The sequence below is a fragment of the Acinetobacter sp. ANC 3882 genome (assembly GCF_022549545.1).
Taxonomy (GTDB): Bacteria; Pseudomonadota; Gammaproteobacteria; order Pseudomonadales; family Moraxellaceae; genus Acinetobacter.
Genome location: NZ_JAKZGB010000001.1, coordinates 648,338 through 674,602, shown reverse-complemented (window position 1 = coordinate 674,602; position 26,265 = coordinate 648,338). Strand labels below are relative to the sequence as shown.

Annotated in this window: 21 protein-coding genes; 12 read left to right on the top strand and 9 right to left on the bottom strand. The window is 41.4% G+C overall.

Translation table 11 applies throughout. The features are described 5' to 3' along the window. Positions 1 to 73: 73 nt before the first annotated feature. The 7 genes from MMO42_RS03375 to ahpF all read left to right on the top strand — a co-directional run bounded on the left by MMO42_RS03375 (position 74) and on the right by ahpF (position 7,465). Positions 74 to 1,057 carry a fatty acid desaturase family protein gene (locus MMO42_RS03375; protein WP_241319331.1) on the top strand — a complete coding sequence of 328 codons (984 nt, stop codon included), beginning with the start codon at positions 74 to 76 and terminating at the stop codon, positions 1,055 to 1,057. Positions 1,058 to 1,120: 63 nt separating this feature from the next. Next, entirely contained in the window at positions 1,121 to 1,546 is a 426-nt protein-coding gene (locus tag MMO42_RS03370) for a PaaI family thioesterase (RefSeq protein WP_241319330.1), read from the top strand. A gap of 196 nt (positions 1,547 to 1,742) precedes the next feature. After that, positions 1,743 to 2,735: a putative solute-binding protein gene (locus MMO42_RS03365; protein WP_241319329.1), complete on the top strand. Its 993-nt coding sequence runs from the start codon at positions 1,743 to 1,745 to the stop codon at positions 2,733 to 2,735. A 178-nt stretch (positions 2,736 to 2,913) separates the two neighbouring features. Next, positions 2,914 to 3,690 carry a tellurium resistance protein gene (locus tag MMO42_RS03360; protein ID WP_241319328.1) on the top strand — a complete coding sequence of 259 codons (777 nt, stop codon included), beginning with the start codon at positions 2,914 to 2,916 and terminating at the stop codon, positions 3,688 to 3,690. A gap of 12 nt (positions 3,691 to 3,702) precedes the next feature. After that, entirely contained in the window at positions 3,703 to 4,827 is a 1,125-nt protein-coding gene (locus tag MMO42_RS03355) for a toxic anion resistance protein (protein WP_241319327.1), read from the top strand. Positions 4,828 to 4,854: 27 nt separating this feature from the next. Beyond that, positions 4,855 to 5,772 carry a hypothetical protein gene (locus MMO42_RS03350; protein ID WP_241319326.1) on the top strand — a complete coding sequence of 306 codons (918 nt, stop codon included), beginning with the start codon at positions 4,855 to 4,857 and terminating at the stop codon, positions 5,770 to 5,772. A 127-nt stretch (positions 5,773 to 5,899) separates the two neighbouring features. Further along, positions 5,900 to 7,465, top strand: a complete 1,566-nt coding sequence (ahpF, locus tag MMO42_RS03345) for an alkyl hydroperoxide reductase subunit F (RefSeq protein ID WP_241319325.1) — start codon at positions 5,900 to 5,902, stop codon at positions 7,463 to 7,465. 48 nt (positions 7,466 to 7,513) lie between these two features. Here ahpF and MMO42_RS03340 read toward each other — a convergent pair whose 3' ends face one another. From MMO42_RS03340 to dnaE, 5 genes are all read right to left on the bottom strand, one after another. After that, entirely contained in the window at positions 7,514 to 9,532 is a 2,019-nt protein-coding gene (locus MMO42_RS03340) for an alpha/beta fold hydrolase (RefSeq protein WP_241319324.1), read from the bottom strand. A 124-nt stretch (positions 9,533 to 9,656) separates the two neighbouring features. Further along, positions 9,657 to 10,556: a hypothetical protein gene (locus tag MMO42_RS03335; protein ID WP_241319323.1), complete on the bottom strand. Its 900-nt coding sequence runs from the start codon at positions 10,554 to 10,556 to the stop codon at positions 9,657 to 9,659. A gap of 113 nt (positions 10,557 to 10,669) precedes the next feature. Next, positions 10,670 to 11,482, bottom strand: a complete 813-nt coding sequence (gene cysE / locus MMO42_RS03330) for a serine O-acetyltransferase (RefSeq protein WP_241319322.1) — start codon at positions 11,480 to 11,482, stop codon at positions 10,670 to 10,672. Beyond that, positions 11,475 to 12,314, bottom strand: a complete 840-nt coding sequence (locus MMO42_RS03325) for an RNA methyltransferase (protein ID WP_241319321.1) — start codon at positions 12,312 to 12,314, stop codon at positions 11,475 to 11,477. The genes cysE and MMO42_RS03325 overlap by 8 nt, the downstream gene beginning before the upstream one ends. A gap of 13 nt (positions 12,315 to 12,327) precedes the next feature. Continuing rightward, positions 12,328 to 15,891, bottom strand: a complete 3,564-nt coding sequence (gene dnaE, locus MMO42_RS03320) for a DNA polymerase III subunit alpha (RefSeq protein ID WP_241319320.1) — start codon at positions 15,889 to 15,891, stop codon at positions 12,328 to 12,330. Positions 15,892 to 16,106: 215 nt separating this feature from the next. Here dnaE and MMO42_RS03315 point away from each other — a divergent pair, with 215 nt between their 5' ends. Then, positions 16,107 to 17,003: a sel1 repeat family protein gene (locus MMO42_RS03315; RefSeq protein ID WP_241319319.1), complete on the top strand. Its 897-nt coding sequence runs from the start codon at positions 16,107 to 16,109 to the stop codon at positions 17,001 to 17,003. Between the two features lie 35 nt (positions 17,004 to 17,038). Here MMO42_RS03315 and MMO42_RS03310 read toward each other — a convergent pair whose 3' ends face one another. Further along, on the bottom strand, positions 17,039 to 18,469 hold the full coding sequence (locus MMO42_RS03310) for a pyridoxal phosphate-dependent aminotransferase (protein ID WP_241319318.1): 1,431 nt from the start codon (positions 18,467 to 18,469) through the stop codon (positions 17,039 to 17,041). A gap of 241 nt (positions 18,470 to 18,710) precedes the next feature. Here MMO42_RS03310 and msrB point away from each other — a divergent pair, with 241 nt between their 5' ends. The 4 genes from msrB to MMO42_RS03290 all read left to right on the top strand — a co-directional run bounded on the left by msrB (position 18,711) and on the right by MMO42_RS03290 (position 21,184). Then, complete coding sequence (msrB, locus tag MMO42_RS03305) at positions 18,711 to 19,130, top strand: peptide-methionine (R)-S-oxide reductase MsrB (RefSeq protein WP_005152257.1); 420 nt, start codon at positions 18,711 to 18,713, stop codon at positions 19,128 to 19,130. After that, positions 19,127 to 19,612: a glutathione peroxidase gene (locus MMO42_RS03300; protein WP_241319317.1), complete on the top strand. Its 486-nt coding sequence runs from the start codon at positions 19,127 to 19,129 to the stop codon at positions 19,610 to 19,612. Before msrB ends, MMO42_RS03300 begins: the two co-directional genes overlap by 4 nt. A gap of 72 nt (positions 19,613 to 19,684) precedes the next feature. Beyond that, positions 19,685 to 20,488 carry an AraC family transcriptional regulator gene (locus MMO42_RS03295; RefSeq protein WP_241319316.1) on the top strand — a complete coding sequence of 268 codons (804 nt, stop codon included), beginning with the start codon at positions 19,685 to 19,687 and terminating at the stop codon, positions 20,486 to 20,488. 72 nt (positions 20,489 to 20,560) lie between these two features. Further along, a complete protein-coding gene (locus MMO42_RS03290) occupies positions 20,561 to 21,184 on the top strand; it encodes a LysE family transporter (protein WP_241319315.1) in 624 nt (207 codons plus the stop codon). A gap of 43 nt (positions 21,185 to 21,227) precedes the next feature. Here the strand turns inward: MMO42_RS03290 and MMO42_RS03285 are convergent, their stop codons facing one another. From MMO42_RS03285 to MMO42_RS03275, 3 genes are all read right to left on the bottom strand, one after another. Beyond that, entirely contained in the window at positions 21,228 to 24,380 is a 3,153-nt protein-coding gene (locus MMO42_RS03285) for an efflux RND transporter permease subunit (RefSeq protein WP_241319314.1), read from the bottom strand. A 1-nt stretch (position 24,381) separates the two neighbouring features. Next, on the bottom strand, positions 24,382 to 25,572 hold the full coding sequence (locus MMO42_RS03280; RefSeq protein WP_241319313.1) for an efflux RND transporter periplasmic adaptor subunit: 1,191 nt from the start codon (positions 25,570 to 25,572) through the stop codon (positions 24,382 to 24,384). Positions 25,573 to 25,754: 182 nt separating this feature from the next. Continuing rightward, positions 25,755 to 26,207 carry an Lrp/AsnC family transcriptional regulator gene (locus tag MMO42_RS03275; RefSeq protein WP_005152264.1) on the bottom strand — a complete coding sequence of 151 codons (453 nt, stop codon included), beginning with the start codon at positions 26,205 to 26,207 and terminating at the stop codon, positions 25,755 to 25,757. Positions 26,208 to 26,265: the final 58 nt, after the last annotated feature.

Here is a 26,265-nt window from a genome sequence, read left to right as displayed (position 1 = left end):
AGAAATATTACTTAATTTAAAATAAAAATATAAATTGTGTAGTTTTAAAATAAAACAAATACAGGATAGGGATATGAATACACGTGTCGCGATTAGTGATTTATTCTCACGAGAAGAAATTACCGAGTTAACTGCAAAATCTGATGCTCATGGCAGTTGGGCTGTATTTTCGACGTGGGCAGTTATTGGTGGAACTTTTGCAGCGGTGGCCAGTTCTTGGGAATATTTACCTGCTTGGGGTAAATTACTGATGTGTATTGCTGCCTTAGTTATTTTAGCAGGTCGTCAGTTGGCACTCGCCATCATCATGCATGATGCTTCACATCAAAGTTTATTTAAAACCAAATGGTTGAATGATACCTTGACGGATTGGTTGTGCGCGCGTCCGATTTGGAATGATCTACATAAATATCGGGCTCATCATATGCGTCATCATAGTAAAACCTCAACGGTGGATGATCCAGATTTATCATTAGTCGCAGGTTTTCCAACTTCGAAAAAATCATTAATGCGTAAATTTATGCGTGATATATCAGGGGTGACTGGATTCAAATTTGCGGTCGGTCGAGTGCTAATGGATATTGAGAAAATGGAGTGGACGGTATCAAATGATCGTCGCTGGATTTCTCAGGAAGGCAGACACTGGAGTGATTATCCCAAAGCCTTGCTTAAAAATAGTGGCGGGGCAATTGCAACCAACGCCGCGCTATTTTCGGCTTTATGGGCGGCAGGTCATCCTAAACTTTATGCATTATGGGTCGTGGCATATTTAACGCCATTTCCTTTATTCCTGAGAGTCCGTTCAATGGCGGAGCATGCAGGAATGGAAACCAGCAATAGCGCGTTGACCAATACTCGGACCACCAAAGCAGGTTATTTAGCGCGAGCTTTGGTTGCACCGATCAATGTTAATTATCATAAAGAGCATCATTTGATGGCCGCTGTGCCATATTTTAAACTGCCAAGAATGCATCGTATGTTACGAGAACGTGGTCATGTAGCTGCGCCACCGACGTATTGGCAAGTTTTGAATGAGTTATCAGATAAATCGGATTAAGAAAGGGATTTTGGGTTCCTGTTTTAAAGCAGAGGCACTGTAACATTAATAACTGGAGAGAGCATGGCTGCAACCAAAGATGAAATCATGGGATTCTTGGCACAAGAGTTTCCACAGGCACTTAAGAAAAGTGTGATTGAAGACATTACGCCAAAAGGTGCACAACTACTTTATCAAGTTGATGCTCGGGATTTACGACCAGGTCAAACAGTCTCTGGCCCAACCTTGATGCTGATTGCTGATTATGTGCTTTATATCGCCATCATGGGACATTTAGGTCTGGTTGCGATGGCGGTTACCACCAATATGACCATCAATTTTTTTCGCAAACCCAATGGAAATCGCGATATTCGAGCAGTGTGTAAATTAATCAAAGTCGGTAAAACCTTGGTCACAGGAGAAGTGTGGTTATATTCGCTTGATGATGAAGAACCTGTTGCACACGTAATCGGAACCTATGCGCTTCCACCGCAGCAGAAAGATGAATAGAACCACTGGTATAATTTTCACCTAAATAGGATGCATATCGCCTATAGGTGAAAATTATCTTCTATTGAAAATCCTTTAAGTAAATGCCCTTTAAACGTTGATTGACTGCAAATACATGAAAAAACAAATCTCGTCATAGGATAATCACCACGAATCGGTTGTGATAAAAGGAATAAATCTTATCGGGAAGAAAGAGATGATAATTAAAAATGGTTTAATTGCTTTGGCATTATTGAGCTGCGTTACAGCAACGCAAGCGAAACAGACGGTATGTGTATTTGATCCTGTGGGTAAATCGGGTGATGCCTTTGCCTTAGCGAAAGATTATGCACTGGAAGCAAAAAAGTGGGGCGCAGAAATTGATTTGCGTGCTTATGTGGATGAGCGTGTTGCAGCAGAAGATTTAAAAGTAGGGCAATGTGATGGCGCGATTATCAGTGGATTGCGTGGTCGACAGTTCAATAAATATGTCGGTTCATTGGACGCTATTGGTGCATTAACCGATTTAAAAACAGCGATCCTTGCTTATCAATTGCTTTCTAAACCGCAAGCTGCAAAAAGTATGCTCAACGGTCCTTATGAGATTGCAGGTTTGGGTACGATTGGCCCTGCATATTTATTTGTCTCTGATCGTAGTATTAATACTTTGGCCAAGGCTGCTGGCAAGAAGATTGGTGTTTTTGCTTATGATGAAGCTCAACCGAAACTGGTCGCCCAAGTGGGAGCGCAAGCAGTTTCTGTCGATGTCACCAATGCAGGGGCAAAGTTTAATAACCATCAAATTGATATCGTACCTGCACCGATTGTTGCTTATAAACCGTTTGAACTCTATAAGGGTTTGGGAGATAAAGGCGGCATCGTAAAATTTCCACTGACACAAATTTCTGCAAATTTTATTATTCGAAAGGACAAGTTTCCAGAAGGATTTGGACAAAAGTCGCGTGAATGGGTAGCGGGTCAACTCGGTCGTACCTTCAATATCATTTCAAAGTACGAAAAAGAAATTCCTGCAAAATACTGGATGATTATTTCTCCTGAAGAGCAAGTGAATTATATGAAAATGATGCGTGAGGCACGTATTTCACTCACCAAGGCAGGCATCTATGATCCTAAAATGATGAACTTTTTGAAAAAGGTGCGCTGTAAACAAAATCCAAATAGTTTTGAGTGTGCGCTGAATGATGAATAAAACATGATTTAAAAGAACAAACAGACCCTCTTTATTAATTGTAATTTAGAGGGTTTTTTATTGAATGTGGTAGATGAGTCCTTTAAAAAACATAACAACATTTAAGTATGCGAAATAGTGAGAACATGCTAAAACTAAATCTGTTCAAATTCATTTGTTCTGACTGTTTGTTACTTTTATGACGATACCGCTCGACTTAACACCTTTATCGCAAATTGAGTCAAATCAAGAACATATTTTGGCGATTAAACGGAATGACTTATTGCCTTTAGTCAATGATCCGCATCGTTTGAATCATTATGCAGATCATTTGGTGCAGGCACAGAGCGTGTTACTCAATGGTGTTGATCCAAAGTTGAATCAACAGCTGAGTGAAGTCATTACGCAGATCATTCAGCAATTATCGCTGTCCAAGAAACATTTAGGTAGCCGACGATTTAATGCATTGCAAAAATGGTTGGGAATTGATGTTGAATATGATGCTGGACAAGTGAAATATGTTAAAGACTTGGATCGTTTGATCAATGAAGCAAATTATTTAAGCCAACGCTTGCAGATTGAAATCCAGAAATCCCAGTCCCGTTTGCAGCAAGCCTTGGGTTTACGAGAACAAATGGCAGCCTATATTGTTGCAGCAGATGAGTTTTTAAGGGAATACCCTCAATTCAGTAAACAGCAGGTGCTTGATCATTTTGTTGAACGACTATCTAAAAAAATCAATACATTACAAACCTTACAGAGCAGTAATGATATTGCGATGAAACAGATGCAGTTGTCACAGCATTTATCCTTTAGTCTTTTAGATCGTTTTAAAGAGGCACAACAGGTGTTGATTCCAGCTTGGCAATATCATTTAAAGCAAAGTCGTGAGTCAAACTCTAGCGCAACGATTGAGCAGCTAGATAAGAGCCGAGAAGAGTTAATTCAAAATTTGAAAAAATCGTTACAGAAATAAGAGGGGAATATGATGTCCGATTCAGAATTAATCCAATCATCAAATGAAATTGAACTGAAGCCAGAACAGCGCTTTGAGCAATTGAATTTAAAAGAGCTGGGCTTGCAACCCCACGACTATGCTGAAGTGATGGATGCACATAAAGAACTGGCTGAAATCAGTACTACAGCTGTGGCTGAATACGGTAAAAATATTGCCAATAAGACTTCAACCTATACCGATGAATTATTAAATTTGGTACAGAATAAAGACTTGGATGCTACAGGGCAGAAACTTAATGAAGTGGTACAAGTCGCTCAGCAGCTAAATACTTCAAGTATTCTGAATAAATCAAAAAGCTCTGGGTTTTTTGGTGGATTGCTGAGCAAACTTAAAGGCGCCAAGCAAAATTTTGACCAGCATTTTAATACCACCAAAGAGCAGATTGATGTACTGGTCAAAGAAATTGAAAGTTCACAATCAGGTTTGAAAGCGCGTGTTGGCACATTAGATAAAATGTTTGATGCTGTTCAGGACGAATATAAACAACTGGGTGTGTATATTGCAGCGGGCCAGTTGAAGCAGCAGGATATTCAACAGCAAATCACGACTCTGACCAGTCAGGAACAAGATCAACAGACCACTCAACAGATTTATGACCTGAATCATGTGGCAAATAATCTTGAAAAAAGAGTCAGTGATCTTCATGTTTTACAGCAGTCTGCAATGCAAACTTTGCCGATGATTCGGATTATCCAATCGAACAATTTAATGTTGGTGGATAAGTTTTATGCGATTAAAAACATCACATTACCTGCTTGGAAGAATCAAATTAGCTTGGCAATTTCGCTGCAAGAACAAAAGAACAGCGTACAACTCGCCAAGGCGATTGATGATACCACCAATGAATTATTACGTCGTAATGCTGAGCTATTGCATCAGAACTCTGTTGATACGGCCAAAGCGAATCAGCGTTCTGTAATTGATGTTGAAACACTTGAACATGTACAAAACACCCTCATTAAAACAGTAAACGATGTGATTCAGATTCAGAAAGAAGGTATGCAAAAGCGTGCAGAAGCAACAACTCGCTTACGCGCTTTGCAAGAGAATTTGAATCATTTGGTGCTTGAGAATAGCCAACCGCCTAAATCTTGATATTGCTTATTTTTGAAGGAAAGATCATTGTCACCCATAGACGATTTTAGTGTACAACCCATTGACCAGCGTTTAGATGTATTAAAAAAACGTCAACGCAATTTGATGATCTGGTTTTTTCTGACCAGTACATTGTTGGTGGTTACAATTGCTGCGCTGTTTTTGCAAAAAGAATTTATCTATCGTTTCTTTGATCTTTCCATACATGTACAGGCTTTAGATTTGCCTTATCATGTACAGGATTTGGTTCCTTTTAAGCAACCTGTCGATTATTTTTTTAATTTATTATCATGGTTTGGCTGGCTGTTTCTCAAACTCTTTGTTTCGTTTGTTGGTGCTTTTTTACTGATCAGCTGGGCAAAGAAATTCAAATTTTTTCAGCAACGTTTCCAAGCATGGACACAGCGTATTCTGGCATGGGTGATTTCGTTTATCTTGCTTTGGTCTGGTTTGACCTATATCCAATACGACTGGAAAGATGAAACCAAGCAGGCCTATCAGCAATGGATGAGCTATCAAAACAATATTGTTGAAAGTCAGATTGCACAGGATTTACAGCAGGCCAATATTTCATCGACTGAAAAAGCCTATGTCTTGGCGCAAGTGGCTTTATTGCATCAGCCTGTCGATCGTAAAACAGCAAATGAGTATGTTAATCAATTGATTGCTGCTGAGAAAAACAACCCGATTCAGTTTAAAGAATATGATTTTAAGCCTGAGCAGCTGTGGGTCATGCAACAGCAGCTTTACGGTAAAAGTATTACATTACTCACACAGCCTCTAGATCTGCGGGCACAGCAAGCAGAACGGGTTTCAAGCGTTGTGAATGTGATCTTGTGGGGACTGATCGTATTTAGTGTCGCGTTCAGCACCATCTTGTATGTGCTTGCCAAACATTTGAAAAATCGTCGTGTTCGAATCACGCAGAAACTTGACGTTTTTTAAATCCTAATTCGGTTTATCCGATCAAACTAATAAAAACATACTGTTTTACCTATTTAGTACTTTTGCGTACTATAGCTTCATTGAATGAATTTAGCCGATTTGCACGTCTTAGAATTTGGAGTCATACATGTTAGATCAAAATATTAAAACTCAATTAAAAGCTTACTTAGAACGTTTAGAAAGTCCAATCGAGTTGGTTGCTGCTTTAGATGACTCGGACAAAGCTGCAAAAATTAAAGAACTCGTAACGGAAATTGCTGAACTTTCTGGCCAAGTTACGGCGCGTTTTGACGGTTCAAACGCTCGCCGTCCTAGTTTTGGTGTAGCCAAAGCAGGTGAACAACCGCGTGTGTTCTTTGCTGGCTTACCAATGGGACATGAGTTTACCTCTTTGATCTTGGCATTATTGCAAGTATCGGGCTATGCACCAAAAGTCTCTGATGAAGTCTTAACTCAGATCAAAGGCTTAAACTTAAGCGCAAACTTTGATGTGTTTGTCTCGCTCAGCTGCCATAACTGTCCTGATGTGGTTCAAGCGCTTAACTTGATCGCGATTAACAATCCAAATACCACTGCCACTATGATTGATGGTGCTTTCTTCCAAGACGAAGTTGAAGAACGTAAAATCTTGGCGGTACCGATGGTGTTCCAAGACAATCAACACATTGGTCAAGGTCGTATGACTTTGGAAGAAATCGTTGCCAAGTTAGATAGCAACTCGGCTGAGAAAGATGCAGCGGCAATCAATGCCAAAGATGCATTTGATGTGTTGGTGATTGGTGGTGGTCCTGCTGGTGGTACAGCAGCGATCTACGCAGCACGTAAAGGCATTAAAACAGGTATCGTGGCTGAACGCTTCGGCGGTCAGGTGATGGATACCATGGATATTGAAAACTTCACCACGGTTCAAAAAACGGTAGGTCCTCAGTTCGCCCAAGACATGGAAGCACATGTACGTGAGTACGGTGTGGACATCATGAACTTGCAACGTGTTAGCAAGATCACAGGTGCAGATCAGACTGTAAATGGTCTGGTTGAAGTTGAACTGGAAAATGGTGCCAAACTTGAATCAAAAACCATCATTCTTTCAACAGGTGCACGTTGGAGAGAAATGAATGTACCGGGTGAAGCAGAATATCGTACCCGTGGTGTTGCGTACTGCCCACACTGTGATGGTCCATTGTTTAAGGGTAAACGTGTTGCGGTGATTGGTGGCGGTAACTCAGGTGTAGAAGCAGCGATTGACCTTGCTGGGATTGTAGAACATGTGACTTTGGTTGAGTTTGATACCAAACTCCGTGCAGACCAAGTTTTGCAAGACAAATTAAACAGCTTGCCGAATACCACGGTGATCTTGAATGCACTCAGTACTGAAGTGGTCGGTGATGGTGCTCAAGTGACGGCATTGAAATATAAAGATCGTGCCACTGATGCTGAACACAGTGTTGAACTTGCAGGGATCTTTGTGCAAATTGGTTTATTACCAAACACGGATTTCTTGAAGAACAGTGCAGTTGAACTGAGTAACCGTGGTGAGATCGTGATCAATGATCGTAACGAAACCAATGTCAAAGGTGTATTTGCTGCGGGTGACTGTACCACTGTGCCATACAAGCAAATCATCATTGCCACAGGTGAAGGTGCCAAAGCCTCACTATCTGCCTTTGATTATATGATCCGTTCTGGCGTATAAATGATTTAATCTAAAAAAGCCCCAATGATTTGGGGCTTTTTATTGTCTTTAGTTCTTCGGTTTATATAAACCGTGATCTACTAAATGCTGGCGTAAGATACGACGAAGTTCTAACACAGCTTCAGGCGTTTCTTGGATAGAGTGGCCACCTTTGAAAATCTTTTCCGAAACTGCACCATCTAAATGTGCACTTTTATAAGGAACAATACCATCTGTAATGACATTTGGGTCGTCACTTTTGGTGATGTTGCCCATAATAGAATGGAACACCAGATCTTTTTCTGGCGGAATGCTGGCAGTTAACTCCATAAATTTGGACTTTTTACTCAGATCACTTGGACCATTTTGAATTACATCATTGGTCAAAGTTTTGACAAAATCTTTAAGATCCATGTCATCACTGGTGAGTGTATCTGCGAGAGTAGTTAAAAAGGTTGCAGGTAACTTGATAATTTTTCGTGCCGCCAAAGTAAACCAGCGATCAGCAAAATCTGTTCCGTGATGTGGTGCAGCCAAGAAAATAGCACGATCAAAGTTTTGAATGGGTTCCATTTTAAGTCGTTCACCAATCACAGGATGCTTCCGCAAACGTGCTTGCTGGCGGCTATTCATCATGGTGAGAGCTTCTTTAGAAATATCGGCATTACTCACCAAAAGACGACTGATAATGCCACCCATACTATGACCAATTAAAACCGCATCCTGAGCAGCTGCGTCTTTAGGATTTAGTGAGCCAAAGGCTTGCTTTAACACGGCATAGATTTGAAAGCGACTTTCTAGAATCGGCATATTGGTCGAGTAGAACACCTGCCAGACTTGATAGTGCTCACGCAGAACTGCATCACCCATAATATCATTGGTGACTGCAATCCATGCTTCAGGGCTACTTGCCAAACCATGTACCAATACAATGATTTTCTTATTGGGATTATAGGGTTCGAGCATATATAAATGTGGCATGGTTAAATGCTGATCACGATCAATTAAAGTTAAATAAGCAGCAGTCCCTAAATTATTTTCAGCCAGCCAAAGCCCATAAGGTGCAGAGAAATTGGCTGCCAGAGAGTATTCTTTTCCAGCAATATTTACTTTCTCGACGCTATATGGATCGTAAACCTTGATTTCAAATTCTGGGCTATTAAGCACATCCTCAACCGTTGCAGTTGTCTTTTTAGGTTGTGCAATAATGGTTGCAGCTAAATAACGGGCTTTATGAATATTAGGGTTGATGCCATTTGGATAGCTGTAGCTCAATGGATCAAGTATGTATTTATTTTCACCAGGAGCTGAATCTGTAGAAGGGAAAACCGCAACGAAATCCGAGCCGAAACCATCACGGCGGTTAATTGCTCTTAAGCCAGAAAAGTTCATGTTGTAACTAGAAATAAACTTTTCAAGCTTCATATTTTGTAGACGCTGATAAGACTGGATATCAATAGTATAGGTGCTTTTGCCAATCTGGATGGTTGGCGTTATCGTTTTAGATGGATTTCTGAGGCTATGTACATTGACCAGTTTGGTTAACGCTTGATTATAGAAGTCGCGAATTTGAACCTGTCTGTTATCAAAAATGCGTTCTTGTGGTTGGCGTGATGTCTTGAATAAATAAGCATAACTATAACGAATACTTTTATCTAAAGCTTCAAGCTCTTGGTCTAAACATTGCTCATAGCTTTTTTGAATTTTTTTTTGTTCTTCTTCGGCCTTATGTTTGGTCAGCTTACTGATTTTGCATTCAGAAGAGTCAGACAGTGTCATCGCTTTTGAAAGATACAGTTCACTGGAAGTTGATAAAAGTTGTTCATCCTGAATTTGCGGAATTTTATGCAGATCAGCAATACACTCATTTGGTGTCTGCATGCAAATTTTAGCTTCTTTACCTGACATGGATAAAACATTCAGGCTTGCTTCGCTCAATCTCTTTTGCGTCAGAATACTATTACGCTCATTGGCAATGGTAACATTGAGGTCTTGTTGTTTGAGACTGACAACTTGACAGCCACTCATGACCATGGTGCTGAGCAGGGAGAGAAGAAATAGACGTTTATTTGGGGTAAATGCTAGCATGATATGTCAGCAAGTTCGCTGGAAGATTGTAGCTATAATACGAAAATAGAATGTTTTTTCAATGACTGATAAAAAAATAGACTGTACACGACAGTCTATTTTTTAGCGCAGAATCTGCAAGCAATTAGTTGAGGACTTGCCACATATTCCAGCGTTTTCCAGTTTCAACCTCTTTGATTAAGCGATCTGTTACTTCCGCTTCATCTGGGTAGCTCACTTTATAATTCTTTAAGGTTTGAATCGCATTTTTCTTTTGCTCTAACCAAAGGTAGTTATTTGCAGCAGAAAGATACGCTTCTTGTACACCGCCTTTCATCGCTTTGTCTAAATATGGAATCGCTTCACGCTGACCACCACCTTCAGACAAACCAAAACCAAACCAAAAGTTGGTTTCAGCATCACTTGGATTCATCGCAAGAATACGTTGAGCATAAGTTAAAGACTTAGAGGTATAAGAGGTACCTAAGTCTAGGTTACGCGCCATAACACTTGCTTTGAAAGCTCGTGTTAATACGTCAAGAGACGCATTTGGTTTTTCAGCTAAAGTATCTAATCTTTGTGTCGTTTCTTTCAGCTTCACTTCATAACCTTTACGTTCTTGACGCTCAGGGAAACGAGGTGGATAGTGACGTGCTTTACCTTCAACCAATTGTAAGAAATCGTCGATTTCAGTTACATCAACTTCATTATCACCAGCAAGAACCGCATATTTCATGCTGCGTTGTTTGCTGTCGATTGTTGGAATAATCAGTTTATTGACATCAAGCGTTGTTGTTTTTGACGGGTCGCTTTGTAATGACACCACCATCTTGGTCACAGGTTGAGCAGTTGCATCTTTAATCGCAACTTCAAAACTTGGCGGTGCATCGTACTTGATTGGATTTAAAGCATAGAAAGCTGGGGTTGGATCTGGTTCCTTGAACACAAATGGTTCAGCAACCTTATCTTTTTTAACGGGTGCAATACCACAGGCCGTCAAAAAAGAAGTTGAAAGTACAAGTAATGCCAAAGGCTTAAAATTCATGCTTTACATCCATTAATTTTAGTTAAATGAGAAGTAGATCGTTGGTTTCAACAGTCTAGGAAAAGCAAAACCAACTTGCAATGATAAGCTTGTTACATTTCTTATATATTCAATTATGTTGCTGAAGTTTTGTTCTGTGCTTCGCATTCACGTCTAACTTCTTCAATAATTTTGAGTTCTTCTTTACTCAATGGTTGAGTTTTCGAACTTTGAGGCTTGAAGCTTGGATCAACTTCAGACAGACGTTGGCAAAGTACATTCATGCGCTTTTCGTTCTTTTGCATGCGGTCGAGTAAAACACGGATGCCTTCTAGAATCGGATCTGCCTGATCTTGTGTTGTTGCATAGGGTTGGAAACCAATGCTTTCTGCATAATCACGGCGACTGACTTCATCTTGCTCGATTTGGGTCTTGTCTTTGAAAATATAGCGAGCAGGGTTGCCAACAGCCGTTACGCCTTCAGGGACTTCTTTAGTGACGACTGCATTTGAACCCACTTTTGCACCTTTATGTACAGTAAATGGACCTAAAATTTTTGCGCCAGCCCCAACGACCACGCCATCTTCTAGGGTTGGATGACGTTTGCCTTTATTCCAAGTCGTTCCACCTAAAGTCACACCATGATACAGCGTGACATCATTTCCAATTTCCGCAGTTTCACCAATCACTACGCCCATACCATGGTCGATAAAGAAACGTTTACCAATTTTTGCACCTGGGTGAATTTCAATCCCTGTCGCGAATCGGCTAAATGACGAGAGTAGACGGGCAGTGCCTTTGTATTCTTTCTTCCAGAGTTCATGTGCCATACGATGCATAATCAGTGCATGAATACCTGGATAGGTGGTGAGGACTTCTAGTGTATTTCGAGCTGCAGGATCACGTGCAAATACAGCCTCAATATCTTCTTTAAGCTGTTTAATCATTGGAATGATCCTCCGTATTGGTTTTTTTCCATGAACCTTGGGCTAATGCCTGTACGCGGCTAAAGATTCCACGTAATAAATGATACTCCATACGATCTAATTGTATCCTTCCGAATAGACGACGCAAGCGTAATGGTAGTAAACGGGGATTATTTGGATCTAAAAACTCAATTTCGGTCAACATTTTTTCTAAATGAGGATAAAACTGTTCCATTTGTTGTTGTGTCACCAACGGTTCATCCCATTCCATGCTCTGTTGCTGTTTCAGTTGCATGTGATCATCTGGGGTATCTTGAGCCTGTGTATTTTGCTCAAGTGCAGCCATTCTTAACTCATAGCACACCACTTGAATAGCTTGTGCTACATTGAGCACGCCATATTCAGGATTGACTGGAATGGTTAAGTGATAATTGGCCAAGGCTAACTCTTCATTGGTGAGTCCACGATCTTCACGACCAAATACAATTGCAATATTTTGTTGTTTAGTTGCGGCCTGCAAAGCTTCTTTAGCTGCGGGGCGGACATCAAGCAGCGGCCATGGAATAGTACGGCTACGCGCACTGGTTCCGAATACCATATGGCAGTCTTGAATGGCTTGCTCTAAGGTTTCAACAATTTCAATTTTTTCAATTAAATCTTGAGCACCGGCTGCTAGAGCATCAATATCTGGATGCGGATAGGTTTTAGGTGCGACCAGTACAAGTTTTGATAAACCCATGGTTTTCATTGCGCGTAAGGCACTACCAATATTGGCTGGTAGGGTGGTATTGACCATAACAATACGCACATGATCCAATTGTTTGGACACGTTGTTTGAGTCAAACAGGTTCATATATCATCCAAAATTAAGAGTATTGAGAGACTTCAGCTTGGTAAAGATCAAGGGCTTCATCCATAGACATATTGTCTTGCGGAGGAGCTATAGTTGCAACCTTAGGCGCTTCCGCTACTTTTGCAGCCTTTGATTTCACTTGATATTCGATGGAAATGGTTTCTTTACCAAAATAATCGCGCAGTTTTCCAAGTAATTCATCTAGTGGCACAACTTTCCATTGTGCACCTAAATGCAATTCAGCTGTTGCAAAGCTTTGTTCAAGCAGGATTTGCAGACCAATATGCTGGCACATATCGATATTGCAATAAGGTAAGAGGATCGCCTGTAAATCTTTGGCTAAAGATTTGGTCATCAGATCTTGAGGGAGACGAATTTGAATGCTTTGTGCACGTTTCTGGCGAATTTCATTCAAATTAAAAGCCTTGCTTAATCGCGCCATCGGACGATCAAAACCTTCGCGCTCGTAAATCTCGCCTTCAATCACCACAACCTGTTCTAAGCGAACAATATCCTTATAGCGTTGGAAACGTTCATGGTTGCAGCTAATTTCAACCCGTGCGGTACCATCATCAAGGGTGATCATGATACGGTTCGGGAAGTTGGCAATATCCACCACCAGACCTGCAAAAACTGTCGTTACGCCACGACGAGTCGGGGTGAGTTCATTCAGTTTTGCTGAAATGAATGATTTTAATTCAGGACGGTAAACATCAATTGGGTGACCAGTGAGATACAAGCCAAGCGTATCTTTTTCACCTTTGAGGCGAACTTCATCAGCCCATGGTTTTACGGGTTTGGCAGGTTTACGTTGAACTTCTTCAACTTCACCAAACAAGTCCATGATACCTGTTTCACGGTTACTTCGAGCCTGATCAGCGGCTTGCACGGCTTCAGGCAGTTGAGCCATTAAACTTGATCGCTCAATCCCAAGGCAATCTAGCGCACCCGCACGAATTAAGGCTTCCAAGGTACGTTTATTGATTTTTTTCAGATCAATACGATGGCAGAAATCAAATAAATCTTTATATGGACCTTCATTAATCCGTGAGTCGATGACCGACTGCATCGCCTGTTCGCCGACACCTTTAATTGCACCTAAGCCATAAACAATGGTTTGTTCGTCACTGGCATGGAAGTGATATAAAGACATATTCACAGAAGGTGGAAGCACTTCCAGTTTGTTATTACGGCAGTCATCAATCAAGAAAACGATACTGTCGGTGTTCTGCATTTCCGATGATAAAACGGCTGCCATAAACTCAGCAGGGTAATGTGCTTTTAACCATGCAGTATGGTAGGCAACAAGGGCATAGGCTGCGGCATGTGATTTGTTAAAACCATAGCCTGCGAATTTTTCCATATAGTCGAAGATATGGTTGGCTGTTGCTTCATCAATATCTTTCTTCGACGCACCTTCAATAAAGATTTGGCGCTGTTTCACCATTTCTTCAGGTTTCTTTTTACCCATGGCTCGACGAAGCAAGTCTGCGCCACCGAGTGTATAGCCTGCACAGAACTGTGCAGCCTGCATCACCTGTTCTTGGTAAACCATAATCCCGTAAGTTGGTTCTAATACACCTTCCAGCAAAGGATGTAGATATTCAAACTCACCACCATGCATACGGTGGATAAAGTCAGGAATAAGGTCCATTGGGCCTGGGCGGTACAATGATACGAAAGCAATAATTTCTTCAAATTTGCTTGGTCTTGCTTCCTTGAGCATTTTTTTCATGCCGACGGATTCAAACTGGAATACCGCAGTGGTATTTGCGTTGGCAAAGACGAGATAAGCATCTTTGTCATCCAGTGGGACATCGGCAATATTAAGCGGTATTTCAGCCTTGATTCTTTTATTAATATTTTGAACTGCGTCTTCAATGACGGTCAGGTTTCGTAAACCCAAGAAGTCAAACTTAACCAGACCTGCCGCTTCTACGTCATCTTTATCGTATTGCGCGACGCGGTTTGTTCCGTCTGCATCACAGAGTACTGCGGAATAATCGGTAATTTTACCTGGTGCAATAACAACACCACCGGCATGCTTACCTGTATTACGGGTAATGCCCTCGAGTTTGAGTGCCATTTCCCAGATTTCAGCAGCATCGTCATTGTCTGGATTTGATGGATTGGTAACGATATCTTTAAGCTGAGGTTCCATATCAATCGCAGTGGCTAGATCGACACCAAGCGGTTTGGTTGGAACCATTTTTGAAATACGGTCAGCAAGACCATAAGATTTACCCAAGACACGTGCTACATCTCGGATTGCACCTTTCGCAGCCATAGTACCGAAAGTTGCAATCTGCGATACGGCTTGGCGACCATAATTTTGCGCGACATATTCAATCACACGGTCACGACCTGCGATACAGAAATCGACGTCGAAATCGGGCATGGAAACACGTTCTGGGTTTAAGAAACGTTCAAAGAGTAGATCATAACGTAATGGGTCAAGATCGGTAATTTTTAAGCTATAAGCAACCAGTGAGCCTGCACCTGAACCACGACCAGGGCCTACAGGGACGCCATTATTTTTGGCCCACTGAATAAAGTCCATGACGATGAGGAAGTAGCCAGGGAATCCCATTTTGAGAATAATATCAACTTCGTATTTGATACGTTCGTCATAGGGTTTACGAATTTCTGCCCAGTCATCATCACGTTCAGCAATTGGATAAAGATGATTTAAACGTTCCTCTAAACCTGTACGAGATAAATGCTCGAAATAGGTGTCGATGGTATAGCCATCTGGAATAGGGAAGTCAGGTAAGAAATAAGTGCCGAGTTGTAATTCGGCATTACAACGTTTTGCGATGTAGTAACTATTTTCAAGGGCACTCGGAATATCTGAGAATAACTCAGACATTTGCTCGCCTGTTTTGAAATATTGCTCAGGAGTGTAGTTTTTAGGGCGTTTGTCATCCCCAAGTACATAGCCATCGGCAATACAAACACGAGCTTCATGCGCTTCGAAATCATCTTGTTCAACGAAGTGAACATCGTTATGTGCAACCACACCAATTTGATATTTGGCAGCGAGTTTGACTGCTTGCTGAATGAAATCTTCTTCACCGGCACGTTCAGTCCGAGTTAAAGCTAAATAGACACGATTTCCAAACTTTTCAATCCATGCTTCTAATAAAGGTTCAGCTTTTTGTGGATTGGAAGAACACAGCATTTTACCAACATCACTATGTTGGCCAAGCAATACAATCAGGTCTTCGGCTTGTTCAAGTACCCAGTCTTTTTGTACACATGGGATGCTGAGCTGCTGACCTTCAATAAAACCTCGAGAGACGATTTCAGTCAGGTTTCGCCAACCTTTACTGCTCATCGCCAATAAGGTGGTACGGTGCTCGGCATCATTCAAGCGAATGACACTACCTAAAATAGGTTTAATGCCTTTTTTTAAACAGGATTCATAAAACTTTACTGCAGCATGCAGATTGGATAAGTCGGTGAGTGCCAGTGCAGGCATCTCTTCTTTTACGGCAGCCTTGACCAAATCAGGTATGCGAACAATCGATTCCGTAATCGAGAATTCTGTATGGATACCGAGATGAACAAACCGCATAGAAGGACTATCCTTTTTCAAAGCAACGCATAGTTTAGCATGCAAACCGAAAATGAAATGCTTAATATTTTGGCAAACCGTGTCTTTGCTTTGTTATTTTTATAAAATATTAAAAATTAGTCTTTGATTTTTCAATGGATATAAATATCAGTTTACAAGAAGTGTTTTACAGCTAGAATGTAATCGAATAAAAATGTAGCAATGCGAGCGACATAATGAAATTAAAAAATATCGTACTTTCAATACTATTGACTAGCAGTTTATTTACCTTGAGTTATGCAGATGATGTTTCTTTTAGTCAAGGGCTTGTACAGCAAGCAAAAGCGGGTGATGCCGTTGCACAGAATAATTTAGGCGATGCTTATTATTATGGTAATGAGGTTGATCAAGACTTTGGTAAAGCATTGGAATGGTTTAAAAAGTCAGCGGCACAGGGCAATGCTGATGCAATCTTTTCAGTCGGTTACATGTATGACTATGCTGAAGGAATTGAAGAAGACAATCCAACCGCTTTGAAATGGTATACCCAAGCTGCACAAAAAGGTCAGCTCTACGCACAATATTATTTAGGATATTTATACCTTTACGGCGATGATGGTGTGAAGGTAAATACTCAAAAAGGATTGGAATGGATGAGCAAGTCAGCCGATGCTGGCTTAGATATGGCTCAGGCAGAACTTGGACATTTATATAATGATGGAGGTGAAGGTGTACTGCAAGACCTAAAAAAAGCACTGCGTTATTACCAATTAGCTGCAAAACAGAATGAATCTTCTGCGATTAACAATTTGGGTATTTTTTATTTAGAAGGCAAGGCTGGATTAAAGCAAGATTATAAAGAGGCTTTGCGCTTATTTAGTTTGGCTTCTGGCGCAGGCAATGGTTTAGGTTCTTCAAATATTGCCTATGTATACGAAGAAGGTAAGGGGGTCGCTAAAAACTATAAAAAGGCAGCGGAATTTTATGAGTTGGCGGTGACACAAGGTGAGGACGAGGCCCTGCTGGATTTAGCGCGAATCTACGAAAAGGGTGGTTTTGGCTTAACTAAAAATTTGAAGAAAGCCAAAGAATACGAGGCACAGTGGGATGAGCTACAAGATTCGGACTCTTAAATATAAAAAATCCCCCAGTTAAGGGGGATTTTTTATTAACGCATTTTCGCCAAGAAGCGACTCAAGCGATTGATCGCTTCACGCAATTCATTTTCAGCGGGCAAGAACACTACACGGAAATGGTCTGGCGTTGGCCAGTTGAAACCAGTACCTTGTACTAATAGAACCTTTTCAGCTCTTAATAAATCCAGCATCAATTTTTCATCATCCTCAATTGGATAGATCGCTGGATCAAGTTTAGGGAAGCAGTACATTGCACCATCTGGTTTGACACAACTTACGCCTGGGATTTCATTCAGCATTTCCCAAGCAATATTGCGTTGTTCATATAAGCGACCACCTGGGCGAATCAAATCATTAATCGATTGATAACCACCTAACGCAGTTTGAATGGCATATTGCGCTTGATGGTTGGCGCATAAACGCATTGAAGCCAACATGTCCAAGCCTTCAATATAGTCAGCTGCACGTGCTTTGTCGCCTGTAATTGCCATCCAACCCGCACGATAACCAGCAATACGGTATGCTTTTGATAAACCATTGAATGAAATACAAAGCTGATCGCCAGCCAATGCTGCAACAGCAACATGTTCAATGCCGTCATAAACGATTTTGTCGTAGATTTCATCAGCAAATAAAATCAGGTCATGCTTTTTCGCCAGAGCCACAATCTGCTCTAACACATGACGTGGATAGACTGAACCTGTCGGGTTGTTTGGATTAATAATCACAATACCACGTGTATTTGGTGTGATTTTGCTTTCCATATCTGCAATGTCTGGATACCAGTAGTTTTCAGAATCACATTTATAGTGAACAGCAGTACCACCCGACAGATTTACTGCTGCTGTCCATAACGGGTAGTCTGGCATAGGCACTAGCATTTCATCGCCATCATCAAGCAAACCTTGCATCGCCATCACGATCAGTTCTGAAACACCATTGCCGACATACACGTCATTAACGTGCATATCAAAAATGCCTTTTTGCTGGTAATACTGGCAGATGGCTTTACGTGCAGGGAAAATCCCTTTTGAATCGGTATAGCCAATTGCATTCGGCAGGTTTAAAGCAACATCATTAATAATTTCTTGTGGTGCTTCGAAACCAAAAGGTGCAGGGTTGCCGATATTTAGCTTGATGATCTTGTGTCCTTGCTCCTCCATTTCATTGGCGGCGCGTAATACTGGTCCACGGATGTCGTAGCAAACATGCTCAAGCTTAGATGATTTTTTAATTTCTCGGCTTGATTGGGTAGACTGGGGAACAACAGTATTTTTTGACATAGCTGGATTCACTTTTGCATATCGGTATAAATAACTTTTAAAGGTTTCAACGCTTACCAAATTTAGATCGTGTTGATCTCTCAGCAATTCAACAATTTTTTCATGGGTAAAACCCGATTGTTGATATTGTCTGATGGTTGGTAATAAGTTTTGGAAAACCACACTTTTTTTCTGAGACATTTTTTGTCCTATACAACCGTGCGGAATTAGAATAACACCATATTTGCTTACGTAAAAGACAATATTGTTAAAAATTGCTTACCGTGTAGATTTAATTTGCTTTCTTTTTGCTATTTTTAAGTTAAGTGCTTAAATTTCACTAAATTGTACGATCTGAGACTAGAGTTTTTTTTTCGAATGGCGTAAATATAAAATCTGATCATCATGATATTTTTAACAACAGAATATAAAGGTGCAGGTTATGGGAAAAGTGAATAAAACGGACCGAGAATGGCAAAGAGAATTATCACCTGAAGAATATCGCATAACTCGTCAGAAAGGCACAGAACCCGCATTTACAGGACAATATTGGAATAATAAACAACATGGTACTTATGTATGCCGTTGTTGTGGTGCGGAATTATTCTCTTCTGAAACGAAATACGATAGTGGTTGTGGTTGGCCAAGCTTTTTTAGACCGATTGATGGTGTTGCCATAGAAGAACATGAAGATTTGTCACATGGTATGGTCAGAACAGAAATTGTCTGCCATGATTGCGATGCACATTTGGGCCATGTGTTTGAGGATGGCCCACAGCCGACAGGACTGCGTTATTGCGTGAATTCGGCATCATTACAACTTAAAACAGAAGAAAAGAATGACGAGGAAACTTATCCATGAGTAACATTTATCAGTTCGAAGCTGACTTGTTAGAGGGAGAAATAAAAGCGCTCGCTGATTATAAAGGCAAGGTCATGCTGATTGTAAATACTGCAAGTAAGTGTGGCTTTACACCACAGTTTGCAGGACTTGAGAAACTTTATGAAAAATATAATGCTCAAGGATTAGAAGTTTTAGGTTTTCCGTGTAATCAGTTTGGAGGACAAGATCCAGGCACAAATAAAGAGATTGGTACTTTTTGCCAGCGTAATTATGGGGTCAGTTTTCCTATGTTTGCCAAGGTCGATGTGAAAGGCCCAGAAGCACATGTGATTTTCCGTTATTTAACCCGTGAAGCAAAAGGGCTTTTAGGCAGTCGTAATATCAAATGGAATTTTACTAAATTTCTGGTAGGGCGTAATGGTGAAGTGCTAGAGCGTTATGCACCAACAACCAAGCCAGAAGCGTTAGAAGCTGATATCGAAAAAGCTTTGGCAAAATAAAAAGTGATCAGCCTAGTGGTTGGAGTTTAAATTATTTTGGACTCAACAGTTGAATTTTGGAGTCATCCAGATATGCCTTATGTCGAAACACGTAGGGCATGTCAAAGTCGCATTTGTTATAAATCCCACAGCCATCCTACTTTTTCAATCGGTGCCGTTGATATAGGGCAGAGCCGCTTTTCAAGTGCTTTTTCACACGAGCAAGTCATTCAAGCAGGGAGCTTAGTGGTTATTCCTGCGCATGTAGAGCACGCTTGTAATCCTTTACCTGATCAGGCTTGGGGTTACCAGATGATGCATCTTGATGCCAGATGGTTGGCTGGATTGATCGAGGAGCTACAGCAAAATATTCAGCTAAAAGTAGAGATAGATACGCTATATTTTCCGAATCTAAAACCAAATATCATCAATAATTCAAATCTTTATCATGCATTCAGCGCTTTAAATTCTATTTTGTTTGATTCTCACATGTCGTTGATACAGAAAGAGCACTGTTTAATTCAGGTCCTAACCGATATTTTGTTGCCAAATTTTAACTGGGAAAAAATACAGTCATCTCATTATTTTCAGCAGCATTTATCTGATTTATTGGAATGCCTTGAAGACAATATTGAGAATCTGTCTTTGCAAGAGCTTTCTGAAAAAATGAACATCAGTCGTTATGCTTTGATACGATTATTTAAACATTACTTTGGATTAACACCCCATGCTTATCAATTAAATTATAAAGTGAATCAAGCTCGGCAACGGTTAAGGGCAGGCTGCGATTTAGCTCAGCTTGCCTGCGAGTTGGAGTTTGTAGATCAGAGTCATTTTCATCGTGTATTTAAACAACATACTGGCATCACGCCGAAGCAATATTATAAAAAATCTTAGCCTACGCAATTTTATACAAGAATAATTTGTCCTGCTTTTCTAAGCTCGCTCCCATCTATCGGGAGAGAATCTATGGAGCTTTTTCTAACCATCGCTATCACTCATTTTATTGCGTTGCTTACACCAGGTGCAGATTTCTTTTTGATTCTAAAAACGCTGATACAAAGTAAGCAACGAGCAGCGCAATATACGTGTTTTGGTATCGCACTGGGTAATGCAATTATTTTGATTGGAATATATGTCAGCTTGTTTTTGATGGGTCAGATCAATACCAAGTTGTTGATCTATATGAAATGGTTGGGCGTGGCTTATTTCGCATATCTGGCTTTTCAATGCTTTGTTGCTGCACGGTTAGCCCGTCGTTCGATTGATATCATTCCTGAAGAACTTGAAATACAAGTAAATAATACTAATCTCAAGCAGTTATTGCTTGGCTTACTTTCTAGCTTACTTAATCCTAAGAATTTGATGTTCTATATGGTATTGGTGATCTTGATCTATCCGCAATATGGCTTTATTGAAAATGCTCTGGTCTGCTTTTGGATGGTGGGGGTGGTACTGATTTGGAATCTAGCTCTTGTAAAACTACTTGGCTCTACGATTGATTTAGTCTGGCTAAACCGAAAGCTGCATTATTTATATTATTTGGCGGGTGCAAGTTTTATCTTTTTCATGTTGGTTTTAGTCGTGTCTTAATGAGAAAAAAGACGGTCATCTGACCGTCTTTTTTTATTCAACACTATTGAGTGGGTTCAATAGGCTGAACTGGGGTTTTCCTAAAGCTGTGTATCTTGCGATTAATATCATCAATAAAGGTATACACCACTGGAATCACCAGTAATGACAAGAAGGTACTGGTAATCAAACCACCAATCACCGAGATTGCCATTGGCGCACGGAAACTCGGATCTGTACCAATCCCGAGTGCAATCGGCAACATCCCAGCGCCCATCGCGAGTGTGGTCATGATGATTGGACGTGCTCGTTTGTGGCAGGCATCAAGCAGGGCATTGAATCGCGAATAATGCTTTTCGTTTCTTGCAATAATGGCGTAATCGACCAGTAGAATCGAGTTCTTGCTGGCAATCCCCATGAGCATAATCAGACCAATCAAGCTTGGCATCGAGAAGCTACTTTTAGCTAAAAGCAGCATCACAAATGCACCGCCCAGAGATAAAGGCAAGGCTACAAGAATGGTGATTGGCTGTAGGAAGTCTTTGAATAACAGTACTAACACAACATAGATACACAATACTCCCGTTAACATTGCCAAACCAAAGCTTGAAAAGAGTTCCTGCATGACTTCGGCATCACCAATATTGGTACGCTTCACAGTTGGTGGTAAATTCTTCATGGTTGGTAGTTGGTCAACTTTGGCAGCAACATCCCCCAAAGGTTGGTTGTTCAATTCGATATTGAAATTAATGTTGCGTAGACGGTTGAAGCGGTCAATTTGCGATGGCCCACTTTCGATATTGACGTCCGCAATGGTGCCCAACATCACTGGTCCGCGGCTACCTTTCACCATCAAACGTTTCATCAATTCCTGATCTTGACGAGCAGCTAGAGGAAGTTTAATCACCACAGGGACTTGGCGTTGAGATAAGTTTAATTTCGCAAGATTTTGATCGAAATCACCCGCGGTTGCGATTCGTAAAGTCTCAGCAATGTCATAGGTGGTCACGCCTAAATCTGCGGCTTTGGCAAAGTCAGGACGAATCACTAACTCTGGACGAATCAAGGCTGCACTCGAGGTAATACTGCCAATATTTGGAATCGTGCGTAATTCACGTTCAAGGTTACGCGCAGTTGCCATCAATGCTTCAGGATCATCACCAGATAAAGCCAATTGATATTGACTGTTATTCCCAGCCAAGCCGACTTGAATACGTGCACCTGGAAGCGGAGCAAGACGCTGGCGCAATTGATCTTCAATGTCTTGTAAGCTGGCACTACGATCAGAACGTTCAGTGGTTTGAATCGTCAGTGTTGCTTTACGTGGTTCGCTCGAAGCGCCACCTGCAAAAGGATCTGTTCCCGCAGCACCGCCACCAATCGTGGTATAGATACTTTTAATTTCAGGATGATCTTTAATCAGTGAGCGGGCATATTCGGCTGTTTTAAGCGTATCTGCAAACTGGGAACCTGGTGTTAGCTCTAATCGGACTTGTGTCTGTCCTGTATCTGGTGGGGGTACAAAGCCTGTGGGTAACAATGGAATCAGCATGACTGAACCGACAAAGAAGGCAATTGCACCCGCTAGAGTGATCCAGCGATGGTTCAGACACCATGTGACCAAACGCATATAGCCACGCATGACTTTGCCATCTTTAGCACGGTCTTTGGCTAGGCTGCTTGTGCCTTGATCAGTGGCAGTTTGTAGTGTTGTTGATTCATCTTGTTGCTCAACCTTACCGACCCATGGTTTCAGAATATAAGCAGACATCATTGGGGTAAGCAAACGCGCAACAAGCAGTGAGGCAAAGATTGCCAAAGCTGCTGTCCAACCAAATTGCACGAAGAATTTTCCTGCAATACCACTCATAAATGCGGTTGGCAGGAATACTGCAATCAGTGTGAAGGTTGTGGCAATCACGGCCAGACCAATTTCATCGGCTGCTTCCATGGCCGCCTCATACGGCGTTTTACCCATGCGTAAATGCCGTATGATATTTTCAATCTCAACAATCGCATCATCAACCAGAATACCGACCACCAATGACATGGCCAAAAGCGTGACGGTATTGAGGGTAAAGCCAAAGAAATACATCCCAATCAAAGCTGGCAAAATTGATAAAGGTAGGGCGGTTGCAGCAATGATGGTGGCACGCCAATCACGTAAGAATAACCATACCACCAAGATCGCTAATATCGCACCTTCATACAGCAGTGACATTGAGCCTTCGTAGTTATCCTGAACAGGTTTTACAAAGTTAAATGCTTCATTGATTTTGAGATCTGGATGTGCGGCTTTGAGTTTATCCAATGCGGCGACTACACCTTTTTCAACATCAACCTCACTGGCACCTTTACTTCGCGTGATCTCGAAACCAATCACAGGTTGGCCATTTAATAAGGCCGCAGAGCGTCTCTCCGCAATACCATCGCGAACAGTCGCAACCTGATCCAGACGAATATGTCGGCCATCACTGAGCGCAATATCCATTGCCCCAATTTCATCCGCTGTTTTTACGGTCGCAATGGTACGAATGGATTGTTCACTTCCGCCGATTTTGGTTTGACCACCTGAAGCGTCTTGCTGAATTAAACGTAATTGTCGGGTAATGTCGGTTGCAGTTGCATTCAGAGCCAAGAGTTTTTCGGGATCGAGTTCAACCTCAACCTGACGAGTCACGCCACCGACGCGAGCCACAGCACCAACACCTTTGACCTGTAACATGGCGCGGGCAATATCATAATCAACAAACCATGACAGGGCTTCTTCATCCATCTTTGGTGATTGGATGGTATAGGTCAGAATAGGAGAGCCTGAAAGGTTAATCTTGCTGACAATCGGATCTCGTAGATCCGCAGGTAAATCTGAACGGACTTGTGACACTGCATTGCGCACATCATCAACCGCTTCTTGCAGGGGTTTTTCGAGTTGAAACTCTGCTGTAACAGTGACAACACCATCTTGAATATTGGTATATTGATTTCGCAGTCCTTGCAAGGTTGCAATCGAGTTTTCAATCTTACGCGCTACTTCAGTTTCAAGCTGAGGTGGTGCGGCACCAGGAAGTGCCGCTGTGACGGTCACCATCGGCAGTTCGATGTCTGGAAACTGCTGAATTTTCATCCATTTAAAACATAACAATCCGGCCAAACCCAGCATGATAAATAATAGAATGCCGGGAATCGGGTTTCGGATCGACCAAGCAGAGAAATTCATATTATTTCTCCTGTGTGGTCACAAGTTGTTTGCTAAGTGGAGTCTCTGGAATGTCTTTAGCGATACTGACCAGATCGCCATCGGTTAAGAAACCTGTACCTGAAGAAACCACTTTCACATTCGCAGGTAAATTCAAGAGTTCGACACGATCTCCTAAACGGCGACCCACATTGACTTTCTGTTGAGTGACACGATTCTTGTCATTGACAATAAACACATAAGAAAAACCATCGCGTAATAGCAGGGCAGTTTGAGGAACTGTCAATGCAAGCTTTTGACCTAAATCAAATTCACCTTTAACGAACATTCCCATACGGACTGCTTGGGTTGTTGGAATATCTACATAGACCAAGCCATAACGAGTCTGTGGGTCAATCACTGGTGCAATCATTCTGACTTTACCTGTCACTGCAGGTTGGGCAGGATCAGGTGAGATGATGTGCGCGGTCATGCCTTGTTTAAGCTTGTACAAATCAGAGGTTGTGACTTCCGCACGCCACTCTAAACGATGATCGCGGATCAAGCGGAAAAGTTCTTGCCCTGTTTGCGCTAAAGAGCCTACGGTTGCAGTACGAGCTGAAATGACCCCATTATCTGGTGAAACCACTTGAGTCTGTGCTAAACGTAATTGATTACTTTCGATCTGTGCTTTGGCTGCATCAAGACGTGCTTGGGCCGTGGCTTGAGAGGTTTGATATTGGGTGGATTCCTGTGCTGAAATTGCACCTGTATTTTTAAGCTGCTGGATACGTTTGTTGTTGGTGATTGCATCCGCAAGAACGGCTTGTGCCTCGGCATAACTTGCTTTCGCTGCTGCAAGATCGGCACGAATGGTTTCGCTGTTAATTTCAGCCAAAACCTGACCACGTCGAACTTCATCACCGACATTGACATTCACTCGGGTGAGGCGTTGGCCTGAGAGTTCGCTGCCAATCACCACTTCTTGCCATGCAGCAATATTGCCATTCGCGGTGAAAGTCTGTTCCCAATTCTGTTGTTGAGGAGAAACAACAGTAACGGTCAGTGCTGCTTTTTGTGTCGTGGTTTCTGCATTTTTAGCTTTGTCTGCCTCTGTTGATTTTTTAGCAGTTCCAGTCTGCCAAATCACGATAGCAATAATTAAAAGTGCAACAACAATTGCTAAAATGAGCCAACCCTTTTTCTTAATTTTCTTGGGAGTTTGAGAAGTCATCTTTCCATAGTCATCAAGTTTTGATGGCTAAGTATAGACGAAGATTTCAACAGTTGGTCAATACAAACAGACAGATAAAAAAATTAATAGAGTTGCCCATCTTTATTACCTTTGAGTAAAGAAAAGATGTGAATTTATTCATATTGATACATTTTAGCTTTACCCAAAATGATAATTATTGCTTAAAGCGGTAGTAAACGATTCGAGACCACATTTTTCATGACGATGGTTGAGGTTAGGCGCTGTACATTGGGCAAGGCCGACAGGCTGTCGTCATAAAGTTTCTGGAAACTCGCCAAGTCTTTAGCAACCACATGAAGTAAATAGTCTGGATTTCCAAATAAACGCTGAGCCTGAATGACGTTGGCAATTTCAGTGACTTTTTCTTCAAAGCTGGACAGGGCTTTTTTATCACCATCTTTTAAGGTAACAAAGATAATCGCTGAGAAATTGAGACCGATTTTAGAGGCTTCCAGATCCGCATGGTAACCTTTGATGACGCCAGTTTCTTCCAAAGCTTTAACACGGCGATGGCATGGTGACAGGCTTAAACCAATTCGTTCTGCCAGTTCTGTAATAGATAATCGCCCATTTGCCTGTAGTTCAGCAATAATTTTCTTATCAATGCGATCCATTTAGAAGAATCTCCCTGTGGGCTTTGAAGATATAGAAGTATTTGGAATAACATTTTCA